Source organism: Pseudomonas sp. R4-35-07 (assembly GCF_003852235.1).
In the GTDB taxonomy this organism is placed as follows: domain Bacteria; phylum Pseudomonadota; class Gammaproteobacteria; order Pseudomonadales; family Pseudomonadaceae; genus Aquipseudomonas.
The window spans coordinates 907,538-931,460 of sequence record NZ_CP027732.1 but is presented as its reverse complement, the minus strand read 5'-3'; the positions used below and the strand labels follow the sequence as shown (position 1 = coordinate 931,460).

Here is a 23,923-nt window from a genome sequence, read left to right as displayed (position 1 = left end):
CTCGATAAGCCACGGCATAATGCGCGCCGTGACATTCATAACCAGTTGAGCGAGGCGGTCCGACGTGTTGAAGAAAACCCTGTTCCAGTTGCACTGGTTCTTCGGCATCACTGCCGGGCTGGTGCTGGCCTTGATGGGGATCACCGGGGCTGCGTACTCCTTCCAGGATGAAATACTGCGGGCGCTGAACCCGCACGTCTTGCATGTTGAAAAGCGCGAAGCCGGGGTGCTGCCGCCCGCCGAACTGGTGCGCAAACTGGAAGCCACCGAAGGCAACACCGTGGCGATGCTCTGGGTGGAACGCGACAGCGGCAATGCCGGGCGCGTGTCCTTCACCCCGCCGCCGGGCGAGCGCCGGGGCCCGCTACGCTACTTCGACCCGTATACCGGCGACTACCTGGGCGACGCCGTCGGCCAGGATGTATTCGGCTTCATCCTGCAGTTGCACCGCTTCCTGGCGATGGGCGACACCGGGCGCACGATCACTGGCGCCTGCACCCTGATCCTGCTGTTCTTCTGCCTCTCCGGCCTGTACCTGCGCTGGCCGCGCCAGGTGAAGAACTGGCGCGTGTGGTTGACCCTGGACTGGCGTAAAAAAGGCCGCAGCTTCAATTGGGACCTGCACTCGGTGTTCGGCACCTGGTGCCTGCTGTTTTATCTGCTGGCGGCACTGACCGGGCTGTATTGGTCGTACGACTGGTACAACCGTGGCGTGACCCAACTGCTGTCCGACGCGCCGCAGAACGAGCGCACGCTCAAGCGCGGCCCGCCGCCCGCAGGCCCTGCGCCCGTGGCCAGCTACGTGACCAACTATGAGGCCATCTGGAGCAGCATCTACAGCAACGCCGGGCCTGGCTTGAGCGCCTACAACATCCGGCTGCCGGCCGTCGCCGGGCAACCGGCCACCGTGTATTACCTGCTGGAAGACTCACCCCATGACCGAGCACTGAACCAGATCAACCTGGACCCGGCCACCGGCGAGGTCAAATCCCATGAGCGCTACGCCAGCAAAAGCTATAAGTCGCAGTTGTTGACCAGCGTCTATGCCCTGCACACCGGCAGCTATTGGGGGCTGGCAGGGCGGATCGTGCTCACCCTGAGCGCGTTATGCATGCCGCTGTTCTTCATTACCGGCTGGTTGCTGTACCTCGACCGGCGCCGCAAAAAACGCCAGGTAAGGGACGCACGCAAGGGTCTTGACGCCCACTCCAGCGATGCCCCGGCCTGGTTGATCGGCTTCGCCAGCCAGAGCGGTTTCGCCGAACAATTGGCCTGGCAGACGGCCGGGCAATTGCAGGCAGCAGGTCTGCCGGTGAAGGTGCAGCCCTTGGGCACGCTTAGCCAGCACGACCTGAGCCAGTCGGAAAATGCCTTGTTCGTGGTCAGTACGTTCGGCGACGGCGAAGCCCCCGACAGCGCCCGTGGCTTCGAACGCAGCGTGCTCGGCCAGGACGTGTCCCTCAAGGGTTTGAACTACTCGGTATTGGCCCTGGGTGACAGGCAATATGAACACTTCTGCGGCTTTGCCCGACGCCTGCATTTCTGGCTGACCCACCAGGGCGGCAACCCGCTGTTTGCGCCGGTGGAAGTCGACAGCGGCGATACCGAGGCCTTGCTGACCTGGCAACAGCAGCTCGGCCAGCTCACCGGCCACACGCCGGCAGCGGCTTGGCAGACCGCCCAGTTCGAACACTGGACCCTGCGCCAACGCACCCTGCTCAACCCTGGCAGCGTCGGCGCGCCCGTCTACCTGCTCGGCCTCACACCGCCCTCTCCTCTCAGTTGGCAGGCCGGTGACCTGGTGGAAATCCTGCCACGCAATAGCCCGCGAGCGGTCGAGCACTTTCTGGAAGGGCTGGGCCTGGCCGGCAGCGATGGCGTGCTGATTGAGGGCCTGGCGCAAACGCTCAACCAGGCCCTGGCCACGCGCCAGTTGCCGGACAACCGCACCCATCTGGTCGGCCTGCATGCCCAGGCACTGGTCGATGCGCTGATACCGCTGGGCCTGCGTGAATATTCGATCGCCTCGATTGCCAGCGACGGTGTGCTGGAGCTGATCGTGCGCCAGGAACGCCACCCGGATGGCAGCCTGGGCCTGGGTTCCGGCTGGCTGACTGAACACGCAGCCATCGGCGCGGGCATCAGCCTGCGCTTGCGCCGCAACAGCGGTTTCCATCTGCCCGAAGCAGCGGTGCCGCTGATCCTGCTGGGCAACGGCACGGGCCTGGCCGGCTTGCGCAGCTTGCTCAAGGCGCGCATCGCCGACGGTCAGCAGCGTAACTGGCTGCTGTTCGGCGAACGCCATATCGCCCACGACTACCTGTGCCAGGCAGAACTGCAAGGCTGGCTGGCCAGTGGTGATCTGGCCCTGCTGGACCTGGCGTTCTCGCGGGACCAGGAGGAGAAAATCTACGTGCAGGATCGCCTGCGTGAATCGGCGGACGTGTTGCGCAAATGGCTGGCCGAGGGCGCAGCGATTTATGTGTGCGGCAGCTTGCAGGGGATGGCGACGGGGGTGGATCAGGCGCTGGTGGATATCCTCGGCAGTGAAACGGTAGAGCGTTTGATCGAGCAAGGCCGCTATCGCCGGGATGTGTACTGACCCCTCACAGACACTGAAGATCAAAATGTGGGAGGGGGCTTGCTCCCGATGGCGGTGGACCAGCTAAAAATAGGCTGGCTGATCCACCGCTATCGGGAGCAAGCCCCCTCCCACAGTTTTTACCGCGTTCCAAATCAGACGGGTTGCAGTTTTTGTTCGAACACCGAGACTCCGTCCAAGTCCCGAAGGATCACCGTCAACTCCGCCGTCTGCCCATCAATCTGCACCTCGCCAAAAAACTGAAACCCGGCAAACGGCGAGGTGTTTTGCGCAGGCGGTGCCTTTTCGAACACCACCTCTGGCCCAAAGGTCTTGTCCAACGGATTCGGCCCGAAACTGCCTGCATTCAGCGGCCCTGCAACAAACTCCCAGAACGGTTCGAAATCCTGGAACGCCGCCCGATCCGGGTGGTAGTGATGCGCCGCGCAATAGTGCACATCAGCGGTCAGCCACACGTGGTTGCGCACCTGGTGTGCGCGCAGGAAGCCCAGCAGCTCGGCAATTTCCAACTCACGCCCTTGGGCCGGGCCGGGATCACCATTGGCGATCGCTTCCCAGCGCGGCACGCCAGGGCTGACTTCACCGTCCGGCACACCCAGACCGATGGGCATGTCGGCCGCGACCACTTTCCACTGCGCCTGGGAGGCCTTGAGTTCGCGCTTGAGCCAGTCCAGCTGTTCGCGACCGAGGAAGGGTTTTGCGCCGCCCAGGTTGTCGTCGTTGGGGCCGCGATAGCTGCGCATGTCCAGCACGAACACATCCAGCAGCGGACCATAACTGAGCTTGCGGTAAATCCGCCCGCCAGCGTCGGCGCTTTGCCGGCGCATCGGTGAATATTCAAGCCAGGCCTGGCGCGCGCGGCCGACCAGGGTATTGATGTCGCGGGTCTGGTAGCGCTCGTCCAACTGCTTGCTTGATGACCAGTTGTTGATCACTTCGTGGTCGTCCCACTGCCAGATCTGCGGCACCTCGGCATTGAAGCGCCGCACGTTTTCATCCATCAAGTTGTAGCGGTAATTGCCGCGATATTCCTCGAGGGTTTCGGCGACCTTACTCTTGGCTTCGGTGGTGATATTGCGCCAGATGCGCCCGCCCTCAGTGGCCAGTTGCGCCGGCACCGGGCCGTCGGCGTAGATGGTGTCGCCGCTGTGGATAAAGAAGTCCGGCAGGCGCAGGCGCATGGCTTCGTAGATGCGCATGCCGCCAATGTCCGGGTTGATACCGAAGCCCTGGCCGACGGTGTCGCCGCTCCACACAAAGCGGATGTCGCGACGCTGTTGCGGCACGCTGCGCAAGTGGCCGAACCACGGCTCGCTGGCGATGCCGGTCTGGGCGTCTTCGAAATGCACGCGGTAGAAAATCGCCTGGTCGGCGGGCAGCCCGGTGAGTTCAACGCGGGCCGTAAAATCGCTGCGGTTATCGGCCAGGGGCGAGACGAACCGGCGTGGGTTGCTGAACACACTGCGGGTGTCCCACTCCACCACCATCCGCGCCGGGCGGTCGCTGCGGCTCCAGATCATCGCGCGGTCGCCCAGCAGGTCACCGGACTGCACGCCATCGGTGAGCAGCGGACGGTCCTTTACCGACGCAATCACCGCCGGCGCCAGTCCCGGCAACAACAGGCCGGCGCCTACAGCTTGCATCACGCGGCGACGGCCGAGATCGAAGTGGCTCATGCAGGTGCCCTCTTGAGTATCAAAAGGACAACTTAAGCATGATGGGATGAAGCAGATATGACACCGCCCTTACAGACACTGAAGATCAAATATGGGAGGGGGCTTGCCCCCGATGGCAGTGTGTCAGCTACCAATAGACTGGCTGACACACCGCTATCGGGGGCAAGCCCCCTCCCACACTTTCAAACCTCATCAGCCCTTGGCAGCAGCGACCGTCAGTTCCGCCGCCTCCGGCCGCTTGATCAGCGCATACACCAACCCGGTCAGCACACTGCCGGCCACAATCGCCAACAGGTACAGCAGCGCATGGTTCATCGCGTTCGGAATCACCAGCACGAACAACCCGCCGTGAGGCGCGGCCAGTTTGCACCCGAAGTACATCGACAGTGCCCCCGTCAGCGCGCCGCCGGCAATGCTGGCAGGGATCACCCGCAGCGGGTCCTTGGCCGCAAACGGGATGGCCCCTTCGGAGATAAAGCACAAGCCAAGAATCATCGCGGCCTTGCCGGCTTCGCGTTCGGTCTGGGCGAACTTGCGCCGGGCCAGGAACGTCGCGATGCCCATGCCAATCGGTGGCACCATGCCGGCCGCCATGGTCGCGGCCATCGGCGCGCCGCTCGACGCCGCCAGCAGGCCGACGGAAAACGCATACGCCGCCTTGTTGATCGGCCCGCCCAGATCGACACACATCATGCCGCCCAACAGGATGCCCAACAGCACCGCGTTGGTGGTGCCCATGGTACTGAGAAAATCCGTCAGCCCGGTCAGCAAGCGTGCCACCGGAGGGCCGACCAGATAGATCATCGCCAGGCCAGTGAACAAACTTGCCAGCAACGGGATGATCAGGATCGGCTTGAGGGCCTCCAGGCTTTGCGGCAAGCGCACCGCGCGTGAGATCAGCTTGACGCTGTAGCCGGCGAGGAAACCGGCGAAGATCCCGCCAATGAAGCCAGCGCCCAGGGTGCCCGCGAGCAACCCGCCGATCATGCCCGGCGCCAGGCCGGGGCGATCGGCGATCGAGTAGGCGATGTAGCCCGCCAGCAACGGCACCATCAGCATGAATGCCTGGTCGCCGACGGTTTTCAGCGCCGCCGCCAGGGTGCCCTTCTCCTCAAAGGCATGAATGCCGAACACGAAGGACAAGGCGATCAACAGGCCGCCCGCCACCACCATCGGCAACATGAACGACACCCCGGTGAGCAGGTGTTTGTACACGCCGGTTTTTTCCGACTTGGCCACCGCACCGCTGGCGGCGCTTTCCACCACGCCCTCGGCCAGCGCCTTGTTGAGCGTGGCTTCCGATTGCTTGAGGGCAATGCCGGTGCCACAGCGGTAAATCTTCTTGCCGGCGAAGCGCTCGGTAGCGACTTCGATGTCCGCCGCCAGCAGCACCACGTCGGCGTTGGCGATGGCCTCAGGCGTCAATGGCGTACGCGCACCGACCGAGCCCTGGGTCTCGACCTGCAAGTCATAGCCCAGGCGCTTGGCGGTCTGCTGCAAGGCCTCGGCGGCCATGAACGTATGGGCCACGCCGGTGGGGCAAGCGGTAATCGCGACAATGCGCGGGACATTCCCGACCGGCGCCTCGGTCGCCACATACACCTGCGCCTCCTCCGCGCCGCGACGCAACACCGCGTCGACATCCGCCAACGCCTGGGCCGGCGTGCTCTGGAACACGCGCTTGCCGACAAAACGGTGCATATCCACCGGCGTGCTGCTGACCAGCAACACCCACTCGGCGTCATCGAGGGTCGCCTGGGACAGCTGGCTGTCCGGGCGTTGCACGTCCACCACTTCGACACTGGTGCTCCAGCCCTGGCGCTGTGCGGCGGCGTCCAGCAAGCGGGCGCACAGCACACTGGTGACCATGCCGTTCGGGCAGGCGGTAACAATGGCTAACTTCATCACAAACCCTCTTATTGTTCTGTCAGCGCGTGTACATCGACACCGCTTTCAAGGCGCGCCAACTGCGCGTCATCGCTGATGCCAAAACCGATTTGCGTCACCGCCATCGCGGCAATCGCCGTGGCGCGGCGCAGGGTCTGCTCGGGCGCTTCGTCGCGCAGCAGGCCGTGGAGCATGCCCGCCAGCAGCGAATCGCCGGCGCCTACGGTGCTGGCAACCGTCACCTTGGGCGGCGTGGCATGCAGGGCCGCGCCCGCGCTGTACCAGCTCACGCCAGCGGCACCGTCCGAGACCACCACATGCTCAACGCCCTGCTGATGCAGCTGGCTGATGGCATCGGTGGCGTTGTCCAGCGCTTCGGCGAGCTCTTCAGTATTGGGTTTGACCATCCATGGGCCTGCCTTCAACCCGGCGCGCAAGGCTTCGCCGCTGGTGTCCAGGGCGACTTTCAAACCGAGGTTTTTCAATTGCTCGATCAGTGCCTGAAACCATTGCGGGCTCACGCCACGCGGCAAGCTGCCGGCGACCACCACCGCGTCGAATTCGGGGCCGACCATCGCGATCATCTTGAGCAGCTCTTTTTGCGCCTGCTCGCTCACCAACGGCCCCGGTGCGTTGATGTCGGTCACCCGGCCATCGTGCTCGGCGATCTTGATGTTGCTGCGGGTTTCGCCCGGCACGCGGATGAACGAATCGCCAAACCCACGGCTGGCGATCAGGGCTTCGAAAGCTTGGGGGTTATCCGCGCCGAGAAAGCCGCCCACACTGACCTCGTGGCCGAGGTCCGCCAGCACCTGCGCCACGTTCACGCCTTTGCCGGCAGCATGGGTGATGAGCGTTTCACTGCGGTTGACTGCGCCGGGTGCCAGGTGCGCCAAGCGCACCGTCAGGTCCAACGCCGGGTTCAGCGTCAGGGTCAGAATCTTTGCCATCTACACGGCCTCCACAAGGGCACGCACTTCGGCGGGCGAACCCACCGCCAGTGCTTTTTGCGCCAGGCCCTGGGCCTCGCTCAAGCTGAATTCGCGCACGCGCGCCTTCACTTCGGGAATGCTGCGCGCCGACACGCTCAACTCATCCACTCCCAAGCCGACCAACACCGGCACCGCCAGCGGGTCGGCCGCCAACTCGCCGCACACGCCGACCCATTTGCCATGGGCATGGGCGGCGCGCACGGTGATGTCGATCAATTGCAGGACGGCCGGGTGCAGGCCATCGGCCTGGGCCGACAAGGTCGGGTGGCCACGGTCGATGGCCAGGGTGTATTGGGTCAGGTCGTTGGTGCCGACGCTGAAAAAGTCGACTTCCTTGGCGAGCACCGGCGCCAGCAGCGCGGCCGACGGCACTTCGATCATGATCCCCAGTTGCAGGTCGGCCACCGGGATTTCCAGGCGCAGGCGCTCGGTCATATCCCGGGCGGCACGCCATTCATCCACGCTGCCGACCATGGGGAACATGATGCGCAACGGCCGGTTGTCCGCCGAGCGTAACAATGCACGCAATTGCGCTTCCATGATCTGCGGGCGCTGCAAGGTCAAGCGAATACCGCGCACACCGAGGAAGGGATTTTCTTCTTCGGCAATCGGCCAGTATGGCAGCGGTTTATCGCCGCCCACGTCGAGGGTGCGCACCACCAGCGGACGCCCGTCGAGGCCGTCGAGCACGCGACGGTATTCGGCTTCCTGGGTGGCCTCGTCCGGCGCTTGCGGGTGGGCCATGAAAATCAGTTCGGTACGTAACAGCCCGATGCCCTCGGCGCCCTGTTCCACCGCAGCGGCAACCCCGGCGCTTTCGCCGATATTGGCGAACACTTCCACCGCGTGGCCGTCGAGGGTCAGCGCCGGTTCATGGCGTTGCGCCGAGGCGGCTTGCAGGCGTTGTTCGCGGGTGTCGCGCTCCACCGTCGCGCGCTGCAGGGTGGCGGTGTCGGGGTCGACGTGCAGGCGGCCGCGCTGGCCGTCGAGCAATAAAGGCGTGCCGGCGTTGAGCAGCAACACCGCCGCCCCGGCGCCGACCAGCGCAGGAATGCCCAGGGCACGGGCGACGATGGCGCTGTGGGCCGTGGCGCCACCACGGGCCGTGAGGATGCCGGCGACACGGGCCGGGTCCAGGCGTGCGACGTCCGAAGGGCCGACTTCGTCCATCACCAGAATGTAGGGTTCATTGGGTTCCTGAGCGGTGTCGACGCCGCACAGTTGCGCCAATACGCGGCGACCGATATCGCGCAGGTCAGCGGCGCGTTCGGCGAGCAAGGCGTCCTGCAACGATTCCTGCTGCTTGGCGGCGGCTTCGATCACGCTCATCCACGCAGCTTCGGCGCTTTCGCCTTGCTTGAGACGGGTGTCGACTTCGTCGGTGAGTTCCGGGTCGTCGAGCATTTCCTGGTGGGTGATGAAAATCTCGCGGATGGCCTTGGATTGGCTGCGCTCGATCAGGCCTTCGATATCGCGACGCACATCACTCAGCGCGGTGTGCAGACGCTGGCGTTCAACGGCGCAGGTTTCACCGCGCAACGGGTAGTCGAACACCTGTTGCACCTGGATATGCGCGGGGCCGATGGCGATACCGGGCGCGGCGGCAATTGCCTGGATCTGGCTGCCGGGCAGCGGCGCGCTGATGACCGGTTCGATATCGGCGGTGGCAGGCTGGGCGCTGACCGTCGGCAACGGCTCGACTTCTTCGCCCAGGCCTTCGTCAATGGCAGCCAACAGCGCCGGCAGCGCATCGCCCGCGATCGTCGGCTCGGCGACGAATTCCAGTACCTGGCCACGCCGCGCGCCGAGGCTCAGCAACTTGCTCAGGCTTTTTACCGATACGGCGCCGACCGGGCCGTCGACGATACGCACGCGAATATCGCCGTCAAACTGCTTGGCCAGTTGCGCCAGGATCTTCGCCGGACGCGCATGCAGGCCGTGGGCGTTGGCCAGGGTGACACGGGCGCTGGGCCAGTCGGGCGGCAGCTCGCCACCCAGCACTTCAAGCACGGCACGACTGCTGGTGGCGCGGCCCAATTCCTGGCCGCGTCCTTCGATCAGCAAGGCACACAGGCGCTCAAGCAGCGCCTGATGCGCTTCGCCCAGGCTGGCCAGGCAGAACAGGCCATTAAGTGGCTGGCCCAGGTAGCGCATGGGTTTGTCCGGCGTGACGAACGCCAGGCCCGGACGCTTGACCGTCTGTTCGCTGTGCAGCCACCACAGGCCATCCCCCAGGGGCAGCGCATCGACTTGCTGCAACACGGCGGCAAAGCCGTTGCTCACGCAATCGGCCTGGCGCAACAGGCGCGCGCCGCGCCACACCAATTCCTCGAAATCATCGGCCGATACGCCCAGGCTGATCATCTGTGCATCCAGCGCCAGTTCCTGCGGCGCGCCTTGCAACAACTTCAGCAACGCCTCAGCGGAACCGGCACGGCGTAACGCTTGGCCGAGGTCGGTTTCACCCAGGGCGCGGGTCAGCAGTTGCAGCAGGCGCAGGTGTTCATCGGATTTGGCGGCGATGCCGATGGCCAGGTAGACGACCTGGCCATCGCCCCAGTCCACGCCTTCGGGAAACTGCAACAGGCGCACGCCGGTGGAAAACACCTGATCGCGGGTTTCCGGGGTGCCGTGGGGAATGGCAATGCCTTGGCCGAGAAAGGTCGAGCCTTGGGCTTCACGGGCTTGTAAGCCGCTGAGATAACCTTCGGCGACCAGGCCATCGGCCACCAGTTTTTCAGCGAGCAGGTGCAAGGCAGCAGATTTATCCACCGCCACCTGGCCCATGGATATCTGCTCTACAGTGAGCTCGAGCATGCCGTTCTCCTAGTTAGTGCGAGGTGCGCACTAGGTATTGTTTTGAATAAATCAGCTTAGCGGTGTTCGGAAACAACTGACTGAGCAGTCAATTGGCAGTAGCTACTCAGTGGCGAACATCGTAAAAATACGCTTGCTGAAACGTTTAATCTAGAATTTATGGCAGATTACGCGTTAATTGCGCAAGCTTGAAGGGCCACTCGGCGCCTGCTGTGGGACATTGGTCGCACGCTGGAATCGGTTAGGATTGAACAAAATGTCGGGGCACGCTCTAAAAAACAAGGAAATCCCGGTTTGAAACTCAGTGATATCGCACGTCTGGCCGGTGTGTCCGTGACCACCGCCAGCTATGTCATCAATGGCAAGGCCGAACAACAGCGCATCAGTCACGCGACTGTCGAGCGAGTGCGGGCCGTGGTCCAGGCCCATGGTTTTACGCCTAACCCACAAGCCGCCGGATTGCGCAGCCGGCACACGCGCACCTTGGGCTTTATCCTGCCGGATCTGGAAAACCCCAGTTACGCACGCATTGCCAAGTTGCTTGAACAGGGCGCGCGGGCGCGCGGCTATCAATTGCTGATCGCCAGCTCCGACGATGAGGCCGACAGCGAGCGCCAACTGCTGCAACTGTTCCGCGCACGGCGTTGCGATGCGTTGTTCGTCGCCAGCTGCTTGCCAGCCAGCGATGATAGCTATCGCGAGCTGCAGGCCAAAGGCTTGCCGGTGATCGCCATCGACCGGGTCATGGAGCCCAGCGAGTTCTGCTCGGTGGTCAGCGATGACCGCCAAGCCTGCCAGCAACTCACCAGCAGCCTGCTGCAACCGTTGCCCAAGCAAATCGCGCTGATCGGCGCGCGCCCGGAGCTGAGCATCAGCCAGGAACGTGCCGCAGGCTTCCGTGAAGCCCTGCACGGTTTTACTGGTGAGGTGATCATCGAACAGGGCGAAGCCTTCAGCCGAGACTGCGGGCGACAGCTGATGGAGCAATTACTGCAACGCCTGGGGCACTTGCCTGACGCCCTGGTGACCACGTCCTACGTACTGCTGCAAGGCGTGTTCGATGCACTGCACGACGTCCCACTCAAGTCGCGGCCGTTGCGCCTGGGCACCTTCGGCGATACACAGTTGCTGGACTTCCTGCCGCTACCGGTCAATGCGATGGCCCAGCAACATCAACTGATCGCCGACACCGCCCTGCGCCTGGCTTTGGCCGCCATTGAAGAAGAACACTACCAGCCCGGCGTGCACGGGATCAGCCGCACCTTCAAGCAGCGCATTCACGAGGCCTGAGCGTGGAGCTGATCGACACCCATACCCACCTGGACTTTGCGGACTTCGATGGCGATCGCCACGAAGTCCTCGCCCGCAGCCGCGATCAGGGTGTGAGGCGCATAGTGCTGCTCGGTGTTTATCAGAAAAATTGGCAAAGGTTATGGGATCTGGTGCTGGAGGATGAAGGCTTGTTCGCCGCCTTCGGCCTGCACCCGGTGTATCTCGATGAGCATCGCCCCGCCGACCTTTTGGAGTTGGGCGACTGGCTGACGCGGCTGCAGGGCCATCGGCAGCTATGCGCCGTGGGTGAAATCGGCCTGGATTATTTTCTGGAGCACCTGGACCGCGAGCGTCAGCAAGCGCTGTTTGAGGCCCAGCTGCAACTGGCGGTGGACGTTCAACTGCCGGCCTTGCTGCATGTACGCCGCAGCCACGCGGCAGTGATCGCCACGCTCAAGCGCATCCGCCTGCCGCGCGGCGGCATCATCCATGCGTTCGCCGGCAGCCGGGAAGAGGCCCGCGAGTACATCAAGCTCGGCTTCAAGCTGGGCCTGGGCGGCGCCGCCACCTGGCCGCAGGCTTTGCGCATGCACAAGGTGCTGGCCCAATTGCCCCTGGAAGCCGTGGTGCTGGAGACCGACGCCCCGGATATGGCCCCGGCCATGTACCCGGGCCAGCGCAACAGCCCGGAGCACTTGCCGGCTATCTGCCACGCCCTGGCCGAACGGATGGGTATCAGCGCTTCACGGCTGGCTGAGGCGAGCACACGCAATGCGTGCGAGGTGTTCAATTGGTAGCGGGCTGACGGCTTGCAGGTTCAAGGTCATCCTTTGTCGATGACGGGCGTAGCGCAGCACCAGGCAATGGATCAACAGCGTCGTCAGGGAAATATTGAACTGCCCGATCACCGTGAGTAGCCCCAGCCATTCAGCAAACAGTGCCGCCAGCAAGGTCGCGCATGTCAGCATGATCATGCTCGGCCGCACCAGCGCCCATTGGTCCAGGGCGCGGAATTGGCGCAGCTGTTTCTGGCAACACAGCTGCAGGCAGGCGTGGCAATACGTACAGACAAAGGGTTCGTCGATGGCAATGGCGTTCAGTTGCCAGGGTTTGAGTTCAAACGTCATGTCGCAGTGGGCGCAATGCCCTTTGATGCCGATTACAGCGGCCATCGCCGTGCCTCCTTGAGACCGTGACCAGGTGATACAAATTTTCACCTATTCGCAGTACTTTGAAAGGCCGTCAGCAAAAACAGGACATGCACCACACCCAACAGCATCAAATCCGAACGAAAATTCCTACACGCGAAACGCGCCAATCAATTGCTTCAATTGCGTCACCTGCAGCGACAACTCGCGGCTGGCCGCTTCGGTCTGGTCGGCGCCCTGCGCCGCGTGTTCGCCCGCACGATGAATGGCGACGATATTCTGATCGATATCATGGGCGACGGCCGTTTGCTGCTCCACGGCGGCGGCGATCTGCTGGTTCTGATCGACGATCATTCCTACCGCACCAAGGATGTTTTCCAAAGCCTGCTGGACTTTTTCCGACTGCCCCACCGTGCCACTGGCCGTGTCATGGCTGGCGCCCATGGCCTTGACCGCTGCGCCGACGCCGCTGTGCAGGCGCCCGATCATCTGCTCGATTTCTTCGGTGGACTGCTGGGTACGCTGGGCCAGCGTACGCACCTCATCGGCCACCACCGCAAAACCACGCCCCTGCTCACCCGCGCGCGCGGCCTCGATAGCCGCGTTGAGCGCCAGCAAGTTGGTTTGCGCGGCGATGCTTTTGATGACTTCCAGGACGCTGCTGATGGCCTGGCTGTCGGCCGCCAACTGGTTGATCACCCGCACCGACTCATCGATCTCCGTGGCCAGGCGCGCGATGCTGCCTTGCTGGGATTGCACCAGCCCACGGCCGCTGACGGTTTCATCGTTGACACTGCGGGCGCTGCCGGCGGCGACGGCGGCACTGCGCGCGACTTCCTGTGCGGTGGACGACATCTGGTTCATCGCCGTCGCCACCTGCTCGATCTGACTGCGCTGGCCGGCCACTGCCTGGTTGCTCTGCGCCGAAACCGTTTGTACCTGCCCAGCTTGCAACTCGACCTGGGCGACCGTGTGCCCGACGCGTTCGATCAAGTCGTGGATCTTGGCCACGGTGCCATTGAATACCTGGCCCAGGTCTCCCAGTTCATCGCGACTGTCGGCAACGAAGGTGACAGTCATATCGCCCGCCGCGACCTTGTCCATCATCGCCCCGAGGCTACGCAAGGTCATGCGCGTGGACGCATAGAAGCCCGCGTATAAATAGAAAATCAGCGCAAACACCGCCGCTAGCGCCGTGACCAGCAGCAGCATGTGCAGGCGCTTTTGTGCCAGGCGTTGCTCCAGTTGCTGCTTGAGGAATGCCAGGGTGGCGTCATCCAGTTGATAGGTCTTGGCGATCAGTTGGCTGACGCCGTCGTAAAAGCCCTGCCACGGTGTGTCGAGGGTTTCAGCCACCACCACTTGTTCTTCGAACAACTCCGCACCCTGCTTGAGGCTGGCCCGGCTGGCCTGCGCCGCAGTATCGAGTGCTGCCTGCGCGGCATGGCTGGCGCCAAGCGCGTCCTGCAGCTTCAAGGCATATTCGCCCTGGAGTTTTTCCAGCTGCTGCAGCAGTTCGTCGAAGCGTGTGCTGGAGGATGAATTGATAAAACCCTGGCCGAGGGAATACGCGCCCATCGCCCGGCCCTCCCCCAGCAGCTGAGTGACTTGTGGAGTGACGGCGGTGATCAGGTCGCTGAGCTGGCGCAGATCGCTCTGGGGATCACGGCTCAAGCCGGATTGACTGGCGATGATCTGGCTGAGTATCTGGGCCTGGTTGAGCAATTTGCCGATCAACGCACTTTTGTTGAGCAGTGAGGTTTCCTGTTGCTGAGCCTTGAACGCGGCAATCAGTTCGTCACGCTTGGTGTCGAAGGCCGCAACCTGCTCAGGCTGGGTAGCCATCGCGCTGAGCCCCTGCACACGGCTGAGCACGCTCTGCTCCACGGCAGCGATCCTGGCTTCCAGGTCGCCGGCCTTGCCGGACTGGCCGAGGGTCGTATTGATCTGCACCTGGTTATTGAGCGCTTCCAGCTCGCGACGCACCATCAGGCTGCTGCCGAGTAGATCAAGGCTTTGCAGTTCGATGCGGGTGCCCTGGAATTCAGCCCAGGCGTCACGCACCAGAAAGTAATTGGTAGCCAGCATCGGCAGCAGGAACAGCACGCTGATCAGACTGAATTTCATGCCGAAACTCAGGCGATTCATCAATGCAACGGCGGGATAGAGCAAGCGCTTCACGGGTGTTCCCCCTTTCTTTTATTTTTATTGAGGCGCAGGGCGGCGGCAGATAGCCACTATTTGGCGCTCTGTCTGTATAGCTCAATTTGAAAGGGAGTTTTGTAACGTAAGGTTAACGGCAGGGGGTTAACCCCTGCCGAATGGATCAGGGCAACACGGTCCAGATGGCAAAGCCGGCATACCACAGCACCGCCGCACGCAGCAGCAGTTCCCACAGGCGATCAAGGCTGTTTATGCCCTCGGCGCCCACCGCTGGCGGCGGTATTTCTGCGGCGGCCAGGCCGACTTTTTCCACCAATTGTGCTGCGCTGATATCCCAGTTCAGCAGTTCGTGGAGCATCACCCGACTGACCCCGACGAAATTGCCCACCAGGGCAAAGCTCGCCGCCAGCAAGCGCACCGGCAGCCAGTCGAAGGCATGGCGCAATTGCGTGGCGCGCTCGGCCACCAGCGGGTTCTGGCTGTGTTCACTGGCCAGCGCCAGCAGGCGGTAGGCCAGAGCGGCCACCGGGCCCAGCAGGAAATACCAGAAAATCACCGCGAAAAAGCTTTGGTAGGCCTGCCACAGCAAATAGCCCTGAACACGCTCGAGCAATTGCGCGCCGTTGTCGGCACCCAGCGTCAGATCGCGCTCGGCCACATGCTCGGCGGCTTGCAGATCGCCCCGCCGCCAGGCATCACGAAACGGCCCCAGCGCGGCCAGCAGATCGCCACGGCCCAGGCTGTAGATCACCACCAGCACGTGCACCGGCAACGCCAACAAGCCATAGGCCACAGGCTCCAGCACCAGCAGCAACAAGCCCAACAAGGCCACGGGCAGCACCACCAACACCAGCAGGATCAGCCAGGGCCGCGTCCCCATGCGCGGGCTCGATTCGAGCTTGGCCAGCTCACGCAGCCAGCCGCCGTCGCGCTGCAACCGCTGGCGCAAGGCCGAGAACTTCTCGATCCACACCGCCAGCACCAGCACCAGGAAACTCATTGTTTATATCCTCCATCCTGCAGCGCGCTGCGAAAGCGCATCCAATCAAAAGCCGGGCCCGGGTCGGTTTTGCGGCCGGGGGCGATGTCGCTGTGACCGCAGATACGCTGGGCGGTGATCCCAGGGTAGGCTGCGAGCAACTGGCGCGTCAGGTCAATCAGCGCCGCGTACTGGGCATCGGTGAACGGCAGCTCGTCGGTGCCTTCCAGCTCGACCCCCAGGGAGAAGTCATTACACACCTCACGCCCATCAAAGCTGGACACGCCTGCATGCCAGGCCCGGTCGCGGCATGCGACAAATTGCGTGACCGTGCCGTCGCGCTCAATCAGAAAATGCGCAGACACCCGTAGGCTGGCAATGCCTTCAAAGTAGGGGTGTTCCGAGACATCCAGGCGATTCTGGAAAAACTCCTGCACTTTGCCCGTGGCGAACTGCGCCGGGGGCAGGCTGATGTTATGTATCACCAACAGCGATATCTCGCCTGCCGGGCGCTCGTTGAAGTTGGGCGAAGGGCAATGGCGAATGCCCTCGAACCAACCGCTGACGGGGTCCAACTGCATACAGGCTCCTTGAATGAGACGAAGTGTTACCAGTATGCCGCGTTCCGCCCTGCCGTTGCGATCACTTGCCGCGATTGAGTTGACGCAGGTTGCCAACCACCGCAGCCAGCGCGCGCTCGAACAGCAAACCCTCGTCCAGGCTGCGCAGGCCGCCCTGCTTGAACGCCATGGTCAATTGGCCGGCGGTTTGCTCCAGCACCTTGAGCCCCGCGCGACTGACGAAAATGTAACGATTAGCAGGCGCCATGATCGCGGTGAGCTTGCACCGCAGCACAGTGTCCGGGCCCTGCTGGAACTCCACCCAACCGCCGATCCGTAACTGGTGAACCTTGAGCAGGTCCGGGTCATCGTCGGGCAGGTCTTCCAAGGCGTCCGACAACTGGCTGCCGAGAACCAAGGGCTCGCGGACTTCAATCAGCCTGTCGTCGCCCTCGCCTTCGCAGGTCTGAACGTGAAAGGCCTGCAAGCGCAAAAAGAACTCACGCGTACTGAAAGGATCAAACGCCGCACCGGCCAACCCGTCGCGCAATGCCTTGAGCAACCCTGGCAATTGCTCGAGCAAATGCCGGCCGGCCTCGGTGTCTTCGCGCAGGCTAACGCTCCAGATCAAGTCGTCCATGGTGCGCAGTTCGGTCTGCCATTGCACCGATTGTTCGCCATGCTTGAGAATGGCCAGCAACAGCACCTGGCTCCAGGTTTGCTGCAGGAATTGCACCACGAACGGCGGCAAGGCCTTGCCCAACAATCGCCGGTTGAGCACCTGGGCCACACGCTGGCGGGCCACCTCGGTACGCAGGCGCCCTTGCTCGACGTCACGGGTGTGCTGTTCGAGCAACTCGCTGCGCTGGCGCTCTTCTTCAATGAATGTGCTCAGTTGCGTCAACAACTGCGAAAAAATCGCCGGGTCTTCAACGAACTCAGTCAACAGGCGCTGGATGACCTGTTCGATACGCAGGTACAGGCTGTCGTTCTGATCGCCATTCTGCGGGCTGTAGCCCAGGGCGGCACTGGCGATCTCGTTGAGCAACCGGCGTGCCGGATGCCCGGCGCAACTGAATAGGCTCTTGTCCAGCACGGCGACTTTCAATATCGGGATCTGCAAGCGTGCGATCAGGGCCTTGAAGGCGTGGGGCAGGCTGCGGTCATTGAGGATGAACTCAAACAGCAGGGCGACGAGGTTGATCACATCCTCGTCTGCCGTCTCCACCACCCGCGACTTGCCGCTCTTGACGCTGACTCGGGTCAGCAGCTGTTCGAGTTGGTTGCGCAGGTCGAAGTCGTCCTCCGCCGCAGGCTCCGGTACATATTGTTGCAAATGCGAAAGCAGACGCAGCAGGTCTCGGGTGGCGATGGGTTGCGGTTGTGCAGTGGCTTCAAGCGTCGGCGCTACGCTACCGCGCACCGCGACCAGCAGGGCTTGCAACGCGGCAAAGGCTTGCTGGCCGTTTTCGTCGCACGGCGGTTCGGCAGCCGGCGCACGGGCCGGGTATTGAAGCTCACGCGCCGCACGCCCACCGGCACGACGGGAGGGCACGCTCTTGAGTCCAGGCAGCACCCCGGTAGCGACCAGCAATTGATTGGCGTCGCCATAGAGCTGGTCGGCATCGCTGAGGACATATTTCTCGAACAGTTTGAGCATGATCAACTTGACCCGGATCTCCACCCCCAGGCTGCGGCCCGCCTGCAGAAAAAACTGGCAAAGCCGTGCCGGGCCCAGGGGGTTCTCCTGATCGCTCATGCACCTGCCCAACACCTCACTCAACCGCGCGCTCAATTGCCCGAGCGCCAAGCCGTCACGGTGTTGCACGCGACCGACCATCGCCTCCAGCGCCACGGCCTTTTCCCGCGCATCCGCCCGCGTACCGCTGGTCACCTCGTAGGACACCACCGGCACCGGATGCAACCCGACGCTATCGGCCTGGCCCAGGTTGGCGAAGGCCGCAAACAGCTGCTCCATGAACACGCGCTCGAAGTTCTTGCGCTTGAGGCGCAGGTCGCGCATGGCCTCGAAGAAAATATGCTGGTCGACGGTGCTACGGGCCTTGTCGGCCATTTCGAACAACGTGTCGTCGGCGTTATCGAACAGTTCCTGCAACCCCTGCTGAAGGTGTTGCGCGGCTTTATCACGCACCTGCAACACCACCACCGGCAGGCGTGCGAGCGGCGATGGCGTGGCTTGAGCCTGCTTGATCGGCACCACCTTCCCGTCATTGTGCATCCTGGCCTCCTGAAACGGCGGGTGTTGAGATGGGCAAGGAACGCAGGCAAGCCCTCTGGGCGCTGCCAATACCTGGTCACCATCAGGACGTCAAAGCTATGACGCCAATTGCAAGGCGCGAGATTATCTGGCAAATGAGGGCGGTTGCGCCAGCAAACTCTGCCCCTGCGCGCTAAATGACTGACCAGCCTGGGTTCCAATCCACACAACCCCTATAATCGCGACACTTTGTTTGTGGAGCCTGTTATGCCGAATCTGCGTCTTGCTGACCTCACCGCCGAAATCGAAGCCAACGTGCGCCGCGCACTGCTGGAAGACATCGGCAGTGGCGATATCACCGCACAGCTGATCCCGGCCGAACGGCTGGCCAAGGCCACGATCATTACCCGCGATGCAGCCGTTATCGCCGGTACCGCCTGGGTGGATACGGTATTCCGCCAACTGGACCCGCGCGTCGCGGTGCATTGGCAGGTCGCCGATGGTGAGCGTGTCAGCCCCAACCAGCCGCTGTTTCACCTTGAAGGCCCGGCGCGTTCGCTGCTCACCGGTGAACGCAGTGCGCTGAATTTCCTGCAGATGCTGTCCGGCGTCGCCACCCGCGCCCAATACCTGGCGGATTTCGTCGCCAGCACCCAGGTCAAGCTGCTGGACACCCGCAAGACCCTGCCGGGCCTGCGCCTGGCACAGAAATACGCGGTCACCTGCGGCGGCTGCCACAATCATCGCATCGGGTTGTATGACGCTTTCCTGATCAAGGAAAACCATATCGCCGCCTGCGGAGGCATTGCCCAGGCAATTGGCGCCGCCCACAGGATTGCGCCGGGCAAACCGGTGGAAATCGAAGTGGAGAGTCTTGAGGAGTTGCGCGAAGCCTTGGCGGCGGGCGCCGACATCATCATGCTGGATGAGCTGAGCCTGGACGACATGCGCGAAGCCGTGCGGCTGAACGCGGGCAAGGCCAAGCTGGAAGCCAGCGGCGGGATCAATGAAAGCACCCTGCTGCCCATCGCCGAGACCGGCGTGGACTACATCTCCATTGGCGCGATGACCAAGGATGTGAAGGCGGTGGATTTGTCGATGCGGTTGAGTATTTGAGAAGCTGCAAGCTGCGAGCTTCAAGCCGCAAGGGGCTGCGCGACCACTTGCAGCTTGAAGCTTGCAGCTCGTAGCTCGTAGCTCGTAGCTCGTAGCTACTTTCAGACTACGAGATTGTTCATCTCGCAGTACTCTTCCCATTCGACGCCCAGCACTTCGGCGGCCTCCTTGTGCAAGACAAGGCGTGTGGCTTCGAATTCTTCCGGTGTAGAGGTGTATTTGAGGGTCAGTTCCCAAGGCTGGAGGCCCTGGCTTTCTGCCTCGTCCTCGAATGCCCACTGGACCTGATCACGCTGGTCATCCGCGCTCAGGTCCTTGATCTCTTCTTTAAGCTGCGGCGTTGCCTCGAGGTACTTGTCGAGGGCTTTCTGGTGCCGAACTTCCTGGGTCATCTCAGTCGTGGTCATGTCGTTCTCTTAGATCGAGGAATGGGGATGCATCTGGGTCATCAAGGTTGCGCAGATACAAAAGAGTGGGCGCGAATACCCGCTCGTCTGGCCTTCAGAACCATTCTGGGATCATCTGAAAACATTGCCTTTGAAACAGGCCCTTGAAACAGGCCCTTGAAACAGTGCTGCCTTGGTGCCCGAGACAGGAATCGAACCTGCGACCTTCGCGTTACGAGTGCGCTGCTCTACCGGCTGAGCTACACGGGCGGTGGGCTAAAGCTAGCACCGCATTGAACATGCGGCAACCGGCTCGCTCACCGCCCGGTCGCCGTCATGCTCCGTTGGCGCCACAGCCCTTAGCGACGTATTGCGCATCGGCCGTGGTTACACAGGTCCAGCCGGTGTTGGCGCTGCGCGTCAAGGTGATGGTCTTGCCCAGCACGGGCGCAGGCGCATCAAGGATTTCACAGCTGATGGAGCCGCTACCCGTCGCAACATCGCCTGTCACGTCGATCTTGCAATTGGCGGTGGGACTGTTGCCGCCGATCAGATCAAGCTTGGGCACCGTGCCTTGGTTGATGACATCCTCGTAGCCGGCCTTCAACGCGCTGATTTCCGCCAACCCCGCCGTGAACTTGGCCTTGGCCTGGTGCTTGGTGTACATGGGCAAGCCAATCGTGGCCAAAATGCCGATGATCGCCACAACGATCAACAATTCGATCAAGGTAAAGCCTTTCTGACGCATCACTTTCACTCTCCAGAATAGAACCATGACAAGGCGCGTCCTGCGCCCCGTATTGTGCAGCGGCGCCAGTGTACTCATCCCTGCGTGGCCCATCGCGTACCAGACGCACAATCTGACATTTTATCGGTCAACGCCAGCCTGGCCTGCATCCGCCCTCTGACTAAGCTGTAAATTCTCAACCTGCATGTGCGAAGGCGACATGAACGACACCTCAACGATCTACACCTGGCAAGGCATCAATCGCAAAGGCCGCCGGGTGTGCGGGCAAACCACGGGGCATGACCTGGCGCTGATCAAGGCGCAACTGCGCCAGCAAGGCATCTGCCCCGAGCGTGTGCGCAGGAAATCGTCGGGCCTGCCAAGCCTGGCTCCGCCGATTCAGCCCGCAGACATTGCCTTGTTCACCCGCCAGTTGGCGACGCTGTTGAAGGCTGGCATCCCCTTGATGCAAGCTTTCGACATCATCCGCGAGGGCGTCGAGAACCGAGCGCTGCGTGAGTTGGTCGAGGGTTTGAAACAACACGTCGCCGCCGGTAACAGCCTGGCCAGCACACTGCGCCAATACCCCCGTTATTTCGATGAGCTGTACTGCCACCTGATTGCCGCCGGTGAACAGGCAGGGGCCCTGGAAACACTGCTGGAGCGAGTGGCCATTCATCTGGAAAAAAGCCAACGGCTCAAGACCAGAATCAAGAAAGCCATGACCTACCCTCTCGCCGTACTAGTGGTGGCCAGCCTGGTCAGCGCAGTATTGCTGATGCAGGTGGTGCCACAGTTCCAGACCCTGTTTGCCGGGGTCGACAGCCCATTGCCCGGTTTTACCCTGGGGGTCATCGCCCTCTCCGACTTTCTGCGACAGGCCTGGTGGATGCTGGCGCTGAGCCTGGGGGTGGCAATAGGCGCCTGGCGCCACGCCTACCGTGTTTCGCCGGGTTTTCGCCTCGGGCTGGAGGCGGGTTTGTTGAAAATCCCCCTGGCAGGCAAACTGTTGAACAAAGCAGCCGTCGCCCGCTACGCCCGCACGCTTTCAACCACCTTTGCGGCAGGTGTTCCCCTGGTGCAGGCACTGGGCTCAGTGGCCGGCGCCGTCGGTAATGGCCCTTTCAAACAGGCAATCGAACATATGCGCCACGATGTATCCACGGGTATGCAGTTGAACCAATCCATGGCCGCCAGCGGCCTGTTTCCCGGCATGGCGATCCAGATGACGGCAATCGGCGAAGAGTCCGGCACGCTGGACCACATGCTGGAAAAGGTCGCGAGCCATTACGAGGCCGACGTAGAAACCCTCGTCGATAACCTTACCAGCCTGATGGAACCGCTGATCATGGTCGTGCTGGGGAGCATTGTCGGTGCATTGGTGATTGCGATGTACCTGCCGGTGTTTCAATTAGGGTCGGCATTTTGAGTGCGTTGCTGGGCGAGCAGCCCTGGGTGTTTGTGGCCGTGGCGCTGCTGCTGGGCCTGATCGTTGGCAGTTTCCTCAATGTGCTGGTCTGGCGCCTGCCCAAAATGCTCGAGCGGGAATGGCGCGCCCAAGCCCATGAAATTCTCGGCCTGCCGGTCGCACCAGCGGGGCAGGTCTATAACCTGATGCACCCCGGCTCGTGCTGCCCGCGCTGCGACCAGCGGATTCGCCCCTGGGAAAACATCCCCGTGCTCAGCTACCTGATGCTCAAGGGGCGTTGCAGCCATTGCCATGCAACCATCAGCGCGCGTTACCCTCTCACCGAACTGGCATGCGCGCTGATCAGCGCCACTGTCGCCTGGCATTTCGGTTTCAGCTGGCAGGCGGGCGCGGTGCTGCTGCTGAGTTGGGGGTTGCTGGGCATGAGCCTGATCGATGTGGATCACCAGCTGTTGCCGGATGCATTGGTGCTGCCGCTGCTATGGCTGGGGCTTATGGTCAACAGCGTGGGCCTGCTGGCGACATTGCCCGATGCGTTATGGGGCGCGGTGTTTGGCTACATGAGCCTGTGGAGCGTGTTCTGGCTGTTCAAGCTGGTCACCGGCAAGGATGGCATGGGTCATGGTGACTTCAAGCTACTCGCATTGTTGGGAGCCTGGGGTGGCTGGCAAATCCTGCCGATGACGCTGCTGATGGCGTCACTGCTCGGCGTGTTCGTCGGCGTGCTGCTGATGCGCTGGCGCAAGACCGGAGCGTCGGTGCCGATGCCATTTGGGCCCTGCCTGGCAATTGCCGGCTGGATTGCATTGCTCTGGGGTGGTCAAATAACCGACTTCTATTTGCAGTCTGTCGGTTTCAGATGACCACTCCTGTTGCAACACCCTGGATTCTCGGCCTCACGGGCGGTATCGGCAGCGGCAAAAGCGCTGCGGCCGAACACTTCACCAAGCTGGGTGTCGACCTGATCGACGCCGATCATGCCGCCCGCTGGGTGGTTGAGCCCGGCCGGCCGGCGCTGGCGCGCATTGCCGAACATTTCGGCAGCGGTGTACTGCAGCCGGACGGCCAACTGGACCGCGCCGCGTTGCGAAAATTGATTTTTGACGTACCCGCAGAACGCCTCTGGCTGGAAGGCTTGTTGCATCCTCTGATCGCCGATGAGATTCGCAATCACCTGGCGCGCGCCCGATCACCCTACGCGATTCTGGTCTCTCCACTGCTGATCGAGTCCGGTCAATACAGCATGACCCAGCGCATCCTGGTGATCGACGTGCCGCAATCCCTGCAGATTCAGCGTACCCTGCAGCGCGACGGCATCAGCGAGCAACAGGTGCAGGCCATTCTCAAGGCCCAGTCGAGCCGCGAAGACCGCCTGAACCATGCCGATGACGTACTGGTCAATGACCAGGACCTTGCCTGGCTGCACGGCGAGGTCGAGCGACTGCACCACTTTTACCTTACTTTGCGTGGAGGCCGATCATGAGCCAACCCTTGACCGTCGATTGCCCAACCTGCGGCGCCCCCGTGGAATGGAAACCCGACAATCTCAACCGGCCGTTCTGCTCGGACCGTTGCAAACTCATCGACCTGGGCGCCTGGGCCGCTGAAGAACATAAGATCCCGGTGGCCCCGGACGCCGAAGACGAATTGTTTTCCGAAGACCTGCCGCCGCGCCACTAAGGCCGCATAAAGGCGTATTCCTGCTGGTCGTCGAGGTTTTCCGCAAGGTATTGCAACTCGTCGGCCAGGTCTTCAAAGCTGCGCACGCCCTTGCTCTGCTCCACCACCGCGCTGAGCATGGCGCGCAGGGTCAGGCCCGGATCAAACCCGATTTCCTGTGCGGCATCCTGGCTCCTGCGCAACTCCTGCCGTGCCCATTCGTACACACTCATGATTCGTGCTCCTGAAATTTCGACGAGCATGGGCCCGTGCGGCCATCCGGTGTTTGATC

General features: G+C 62.5%; 20 protein-coding genes and 1 tRNA gene. 8 read left to right on the top strand and 13 right to left on the bottom strand.

What is annotated here, in order from left to right; translation table 11 throughout:
- The first annotated feature begins 64 nt into the window (after positions 1 to 64).
- Positions 65 to 2,602: a sulfite reductase flavoprotein subunit alpha gene (locus C4J89_RS04090; protein ID WP_124413827.1), complete on the top strand. Its 2,538-nt coding sequence runs from the start codon at positions 65 to 67 to the stop codon at positions 2,600 to 2,602.
- 134 nt (positions 2,603 to 2,736) lie between these two features.
- Here C4J89_RS04090 and C4J89_RS04085 read toward each other — a convergent pair whose 3' ends face one another.
- The 4 genes from C4J89_RS04085 to ptsP all read right to left on the bottom strand — a co-directional run bounded on the left by C4J89_RS04085 (position 2,737) and on the right by ptsP (position 9,974).
- Entirely contained in the window at positions 2,737 to 4,278 is a 1,542-nt protein-coding gene (locus tag C4J89_RS04085) for an alkaline phosphatase (protein ID WP_124413826.1), read from the bottom strand.
- Positions 4,279 to 4,470: 192 nt separating this feature from the next.
- Complete coding sequence (locus C4J89_RS04080; protein ID WP_124413825.1) at positions 4,471 to 6,183, bottom strand: PTS fructose-like transporter subunit IIB; 1,713 nt, start codon at positions 6,181 to 6,183, stop codon at positions 4,471 to 4,473.
- 11 nt (positions 6,184 to 6,194) lie between these two features.
- Positions 6,195 to 7,115: a 1-phosphofructokinase gene (pfkB, locus tag C4J89_RS04075; protein ID WP_124413824.1), complete on the bottom strand. Its 921-nt coding sequence runs from the start codon at positions 7,113 to 7,115 to the stop codon at positions 6,195 to 6,197.
- Positions 7,116 to 9,974: a phosphoenolpyruvate--protein phosphotransferase gene (gene ptsP / locus C4J89_RS04070; protein ID WP_124413823.1), complete on the bottom strand. Its 2,859-nt coding sequence runs from the start codon at positions 9,972 to 9,974 to the stop codon at positions 7,116 to 7,118.
- 294 nt (positions 9,975 to 10,268) lie between these two features.
- On the opposite strand from ptsP, the gene cra reads away from it, so the two are divergent.
- Positions 10,269 to 11,264, top strand: coding sequence for a catabolite repressor/activator (gene cra, locus C4J89_RS04065; RefSeq protein ID WP_124361254.1), 996 nt, complete (start codon positions 10,269 to 10,271; stop codon positions 11,262 to 11,264).
- Between the two features lie 2 nt (positions 11,265 to 11,266).
- Complete coding sequence (locus C4J89_RS04060; protein ID WP_124413822.1) at positions 11,267 to 12,043, top strand: TatD family hydrolase; 777 nt, start codon at positions 11,267 to 11,269, stop codon at positions 12,041 to 12,043.
- Here C4J89_RS04060 and C4J89_RS04055 read toward each other — a convergent pair.
- The 5 genes from C4J89_RS04055 to C4J89_RS04035 all read right to left on the bottom strand — a co-directional run bounded on the left by C4J89_RS04055 (position 11,990) and on the right by C4J89_RS04035 (position 18,335).
- On the bottom strand, positions 11,990 to 12,418 hold the full coding sequence (locus tag C4J89_RS04055) for a hypothetical protein (protein WP_124361252.1): 429 nt from the start codon (positions 12,416 to 12,418) through the stop codon (positions 11,990 to 11,992). The genes C4J89_RS04060 and C4J89_RS04055 overlap by 54 nt on opposite strands.
- A 126-nt stretch (positions 12,419 to 12,544) precedes the next feature.
- Positions 12,545 to 14,575, bottom strand: coding sequence for a methyl-accepting chemotaxis protein (locus C4J89_RS04050; protein WP_124413821.1), 2,031 nt, complete (start codon positions 14,573 to 14,575; stop codon positions 12,545 to 12,547).
- Positions 14,576 to 14,720: 145 nt separating this feature from the next.
- Positions 14,721 to 15,557, bottom strand: coding sequence for a regulatory signaling modulator protein AmpE (gene ampE / locus C4J89_RS04045; protein ID WP_124361250.1), 837 nt, complete (start codon positions 15,555 to 15,557; stop codon positions 14,721 to 14,723).
- On the bottom strand, positions 15,554 to 16,117 hold the full coding sequence (ampD, locus tag C4J89_RS04040) for a 1,6-anhydro-N-acetylmuramyl-L-alanine amidase AmpD (RefSeq protein WP_124413820.1): 564 nt from the start codon (positions 16,115 to 16,117) through the stop codon (positions 15,554 to 15,556). Before ampD ends, ampE begins: the two co-directional genes overlap by 4 nt.
- Before the next feature lie 61 nt (positions 16,118 to 16,178).
- Positions 16,179 to 18,335 (bottom strand): DUF1631 domain-containing protein, encoded by a 2,157-nt coding sequence (locus C4J89_RS04035; RefSeq protein ID WP_124413819.1) that lies wholly within the window; start codon positions 18,333 to 18,335, stop codon positions 16,179 to 16,181.
- A gap of 246 nt (positions 18,336 to 18,581) precedes the next feature.
- Here C4J89_RS04035 and nadC point away from each other — a divergent pair, with 246 nt between their 5' ends.
- Entirely contained in the window at positions 18,582 to 19,430 is an 849-nt protein-coding gene (gene nadC, locus C4J89_RS04030) for a carboxylating nicotinate-nucleotide diphosphorylase (protein ID WP_124413818.1), read from the top strand.
- Positions 19,431 to 19,531: 101 nt separating this feature from the next.
- On the opposite strand, the gene C4J89_RS04025 is transcribed toward nadC, so the two are convergent.
- From C4J89_RS04025 to C4J89_RS04015, 3 genes are all read right to left on the bottom strand, one after another.
- Entirely contained in the window at positions 19,532 to 19,837 is a 306-nt protein-coding gene (locus C4J89_RS04025; RefSeq protein ID WP_124413817.1) for a DUF6388 family protein, read from the bottom strand.
- Between the two features lie 173 nt (positions 19,838 to 20,010).
- Positions 20,011 to 20,086, bottom strand: a tRNA-Thr gene (locus C4J89_RS04020).
- A gap of 64 nt (positions 20,087 to 20,150) precedes the next feature.
- The gene (locus C4J89_RS04015) at positions 20,151 to 20,564 is read right to left on the bottom strand and encodes a pilin (RefSeq protein WP_124368933.1); all 414 of its coding nucleotides are present in this window, start codon (positions 20,562 to 20,564) and stop codon (positions 20,151 to 20,153) included.
- A gap of 199 nt (positions 20,565 to 20,763) precedes the next feature.
- Between C4J89_RS04015 and C4J89_RS04010 the strand changes: the two genes are divergently transcribed.
- Genes C4J89_RS04010 through yacG form a run of 4 tightly spaced genes read left to right on the top strand, consistent with a single transcriptional unit; the run spans position 20,764 to position 23,652 of the window.
- Positions 20,764 to 21,972 carry a type II secretion system F family protein gene (locus C4J89_RS04010; RefSeq protein WP_124413816.1) on the top strand — a complete coding sequence of 403 codons (1,209 nt, stop codon included), beginning with the start codon at positions 20,764 to 20,766 and terminating at the stop codon, positions 21,970 to 21,972.
- Positions 21,969 to 22,835 carry an A24 family peptidase gene (locus C4J89_RS04005; RefSeq protein ID WP_124413815.1) on the top strand — a complete coding sequence of 289 codons (867 nt, stop codon included), beginning with the start codon at positions 21,969 to 21,971 and terminating at the stop codon, positions 22,833 to 22,835. The genes C4J89_RS04010 and C4J89_RS04005 overlap by 4 nt, the downstream gene beginning before the upstream one ends.
- Positions 22,832 to 23,455: a dephospho-CoA kinase gene (gene coaE / locus C4J89_RS04000; protein WP_124413814.1), complete on the top strand. Its 624-nt coding sequence runs from the start codon at positions 22,832 to 22,834 to the stop codon at positions 23,453 to 23,455. The genes C4J89_RS04005 and coaE overlap by 4 nt, the downstream gene beginning before the upstream one ends.
- A complete protein-coding gene (yacG, locus tag C4J89_RS03995; RefSeq protein WP_065887991.1) occupies positions 23,452 to 23,652 on the top strand; it encodes a DNA gyrase inhibitor YacG in 201 nt (66 codons plus the stop codon). Before coaE ends, yacG begins: the two co-directional genes overlap by 4 nt.
- Here the strand turns inward: yacG and C4J89_RS03990 are convergent.
- A complete protein-coding gene (locus tag C4J89_RS03990) occupies positions 23,649 to 23,864 on the bottom strand; it encodes a hypothetical protein (protein ID WP_124361242.1) in 216 nt (71 codons plus the stop codon). The two genes, yacG and C4J89_RS03990, sit on opposite strands and share 4 nt — an antisense overlap.
- Positions 23,865 to 23,923: the final 59 nt, after the last annotated feature.

Coding starts and splice junctions, on each gene's coding strand:
- C4J89_RS04015 (WP_124368933.1), bottom strand. CDS start 20,564: ATGCGTCAGAAAGGCTTTACCTTGATCGAATTGTTGATCGTTGTGGCG.
- ampE (WP_124361250.1), bottom strand. CDS start 15,557: ATGAGTTTCCTGGTGCTGGTGCTGGCGGTGTGGATCGAGAAGTTCTCG.
- C4J89_RS04035 (WP_124413819.1), bottom strand. CDS start 18,335: ATGCACAATGACGGGAAGGTGGTGCCGATCAAGCAGGCTCAAGCCACG.
- pfkB (WP_124413824.1), bottom strand. CDS start 7,115: ATGGCAAAGATTCTGACCCTGACGCTGAACCCGGCGTTGGACCTGACG.
- C4J89_RS04025 (WP_124413817.1), bottom strand. CDS start 19,837: ATGACCACGACTGAGATGACCCAGGAAGTTCGGCACCAGAAAGCCCTC.
- ptsP (WP_124413823.1), bottom strand. CDS start 9,974: ATGCTCGAGCTCACTGTAGAGCAGATATCCATGGGCCAGGTGGCGGTG.
- C4J89_RS04080 (WP_124413825.1), bottom strand. CDS start 6,183: ATGAAGTTAGCCATTGTTACCGCCTGCCCGAACGGCATGGTCACCAGT.
- C4J89_RS04085 (WP_124413826.1), bottom strand. CDS start 4,278: ATGAGCCACTTCGATCTCGGCCGTCGCCGCGTGATGCAAGCTGTAGGC.
- C4J89_RS04010 (WP_124413816.1), top strand. CDS start 20,764: ATGAACGACACCTCAACGATCTACACCTGGCAAGGCATCAATCGCAAA.
- nadC (WP_124413818.1), top strand. CDS start 18,582: ATGCCGAATCTGCGTCTTGCTGACCTCACCGCCGAAATCGAAGCCAAC.
- ampD (WP_124413820.1), bottom strand. CDS start 16,117: ATGCAGTTGGACCCCGTCAGCGGTTGGTTCGAGGGCATTCGCCATTGC.
- yacG (WP_065887991.1), top strand. CDS start 23,452: ATGAGCCAACCCTTGACCGTCGATTGCCCAACCTGCGGCGCCCCCGTG.
- C4J89_RS03990 (WP_124361242.1), bottom strand. CDS start 23,864: ATGAGTGTGTACGAATGGGCACGGCAGGAGTTGCGCAGGAGCCAGGAT.
- C4J89_RS04055 (WP_124361252.1), bottom strand. CDS start 12,418: ATGGCCGCTGTAATCGGCATCAAAGGGCATTGCGCCCACTGCGACATG.
- coaE (WP_124413814.1), top strand. CDS start 22,832: ATGACCACTCCTGTTGCAACACCCTGGATTCTCGGCCTCACGGGCGGT.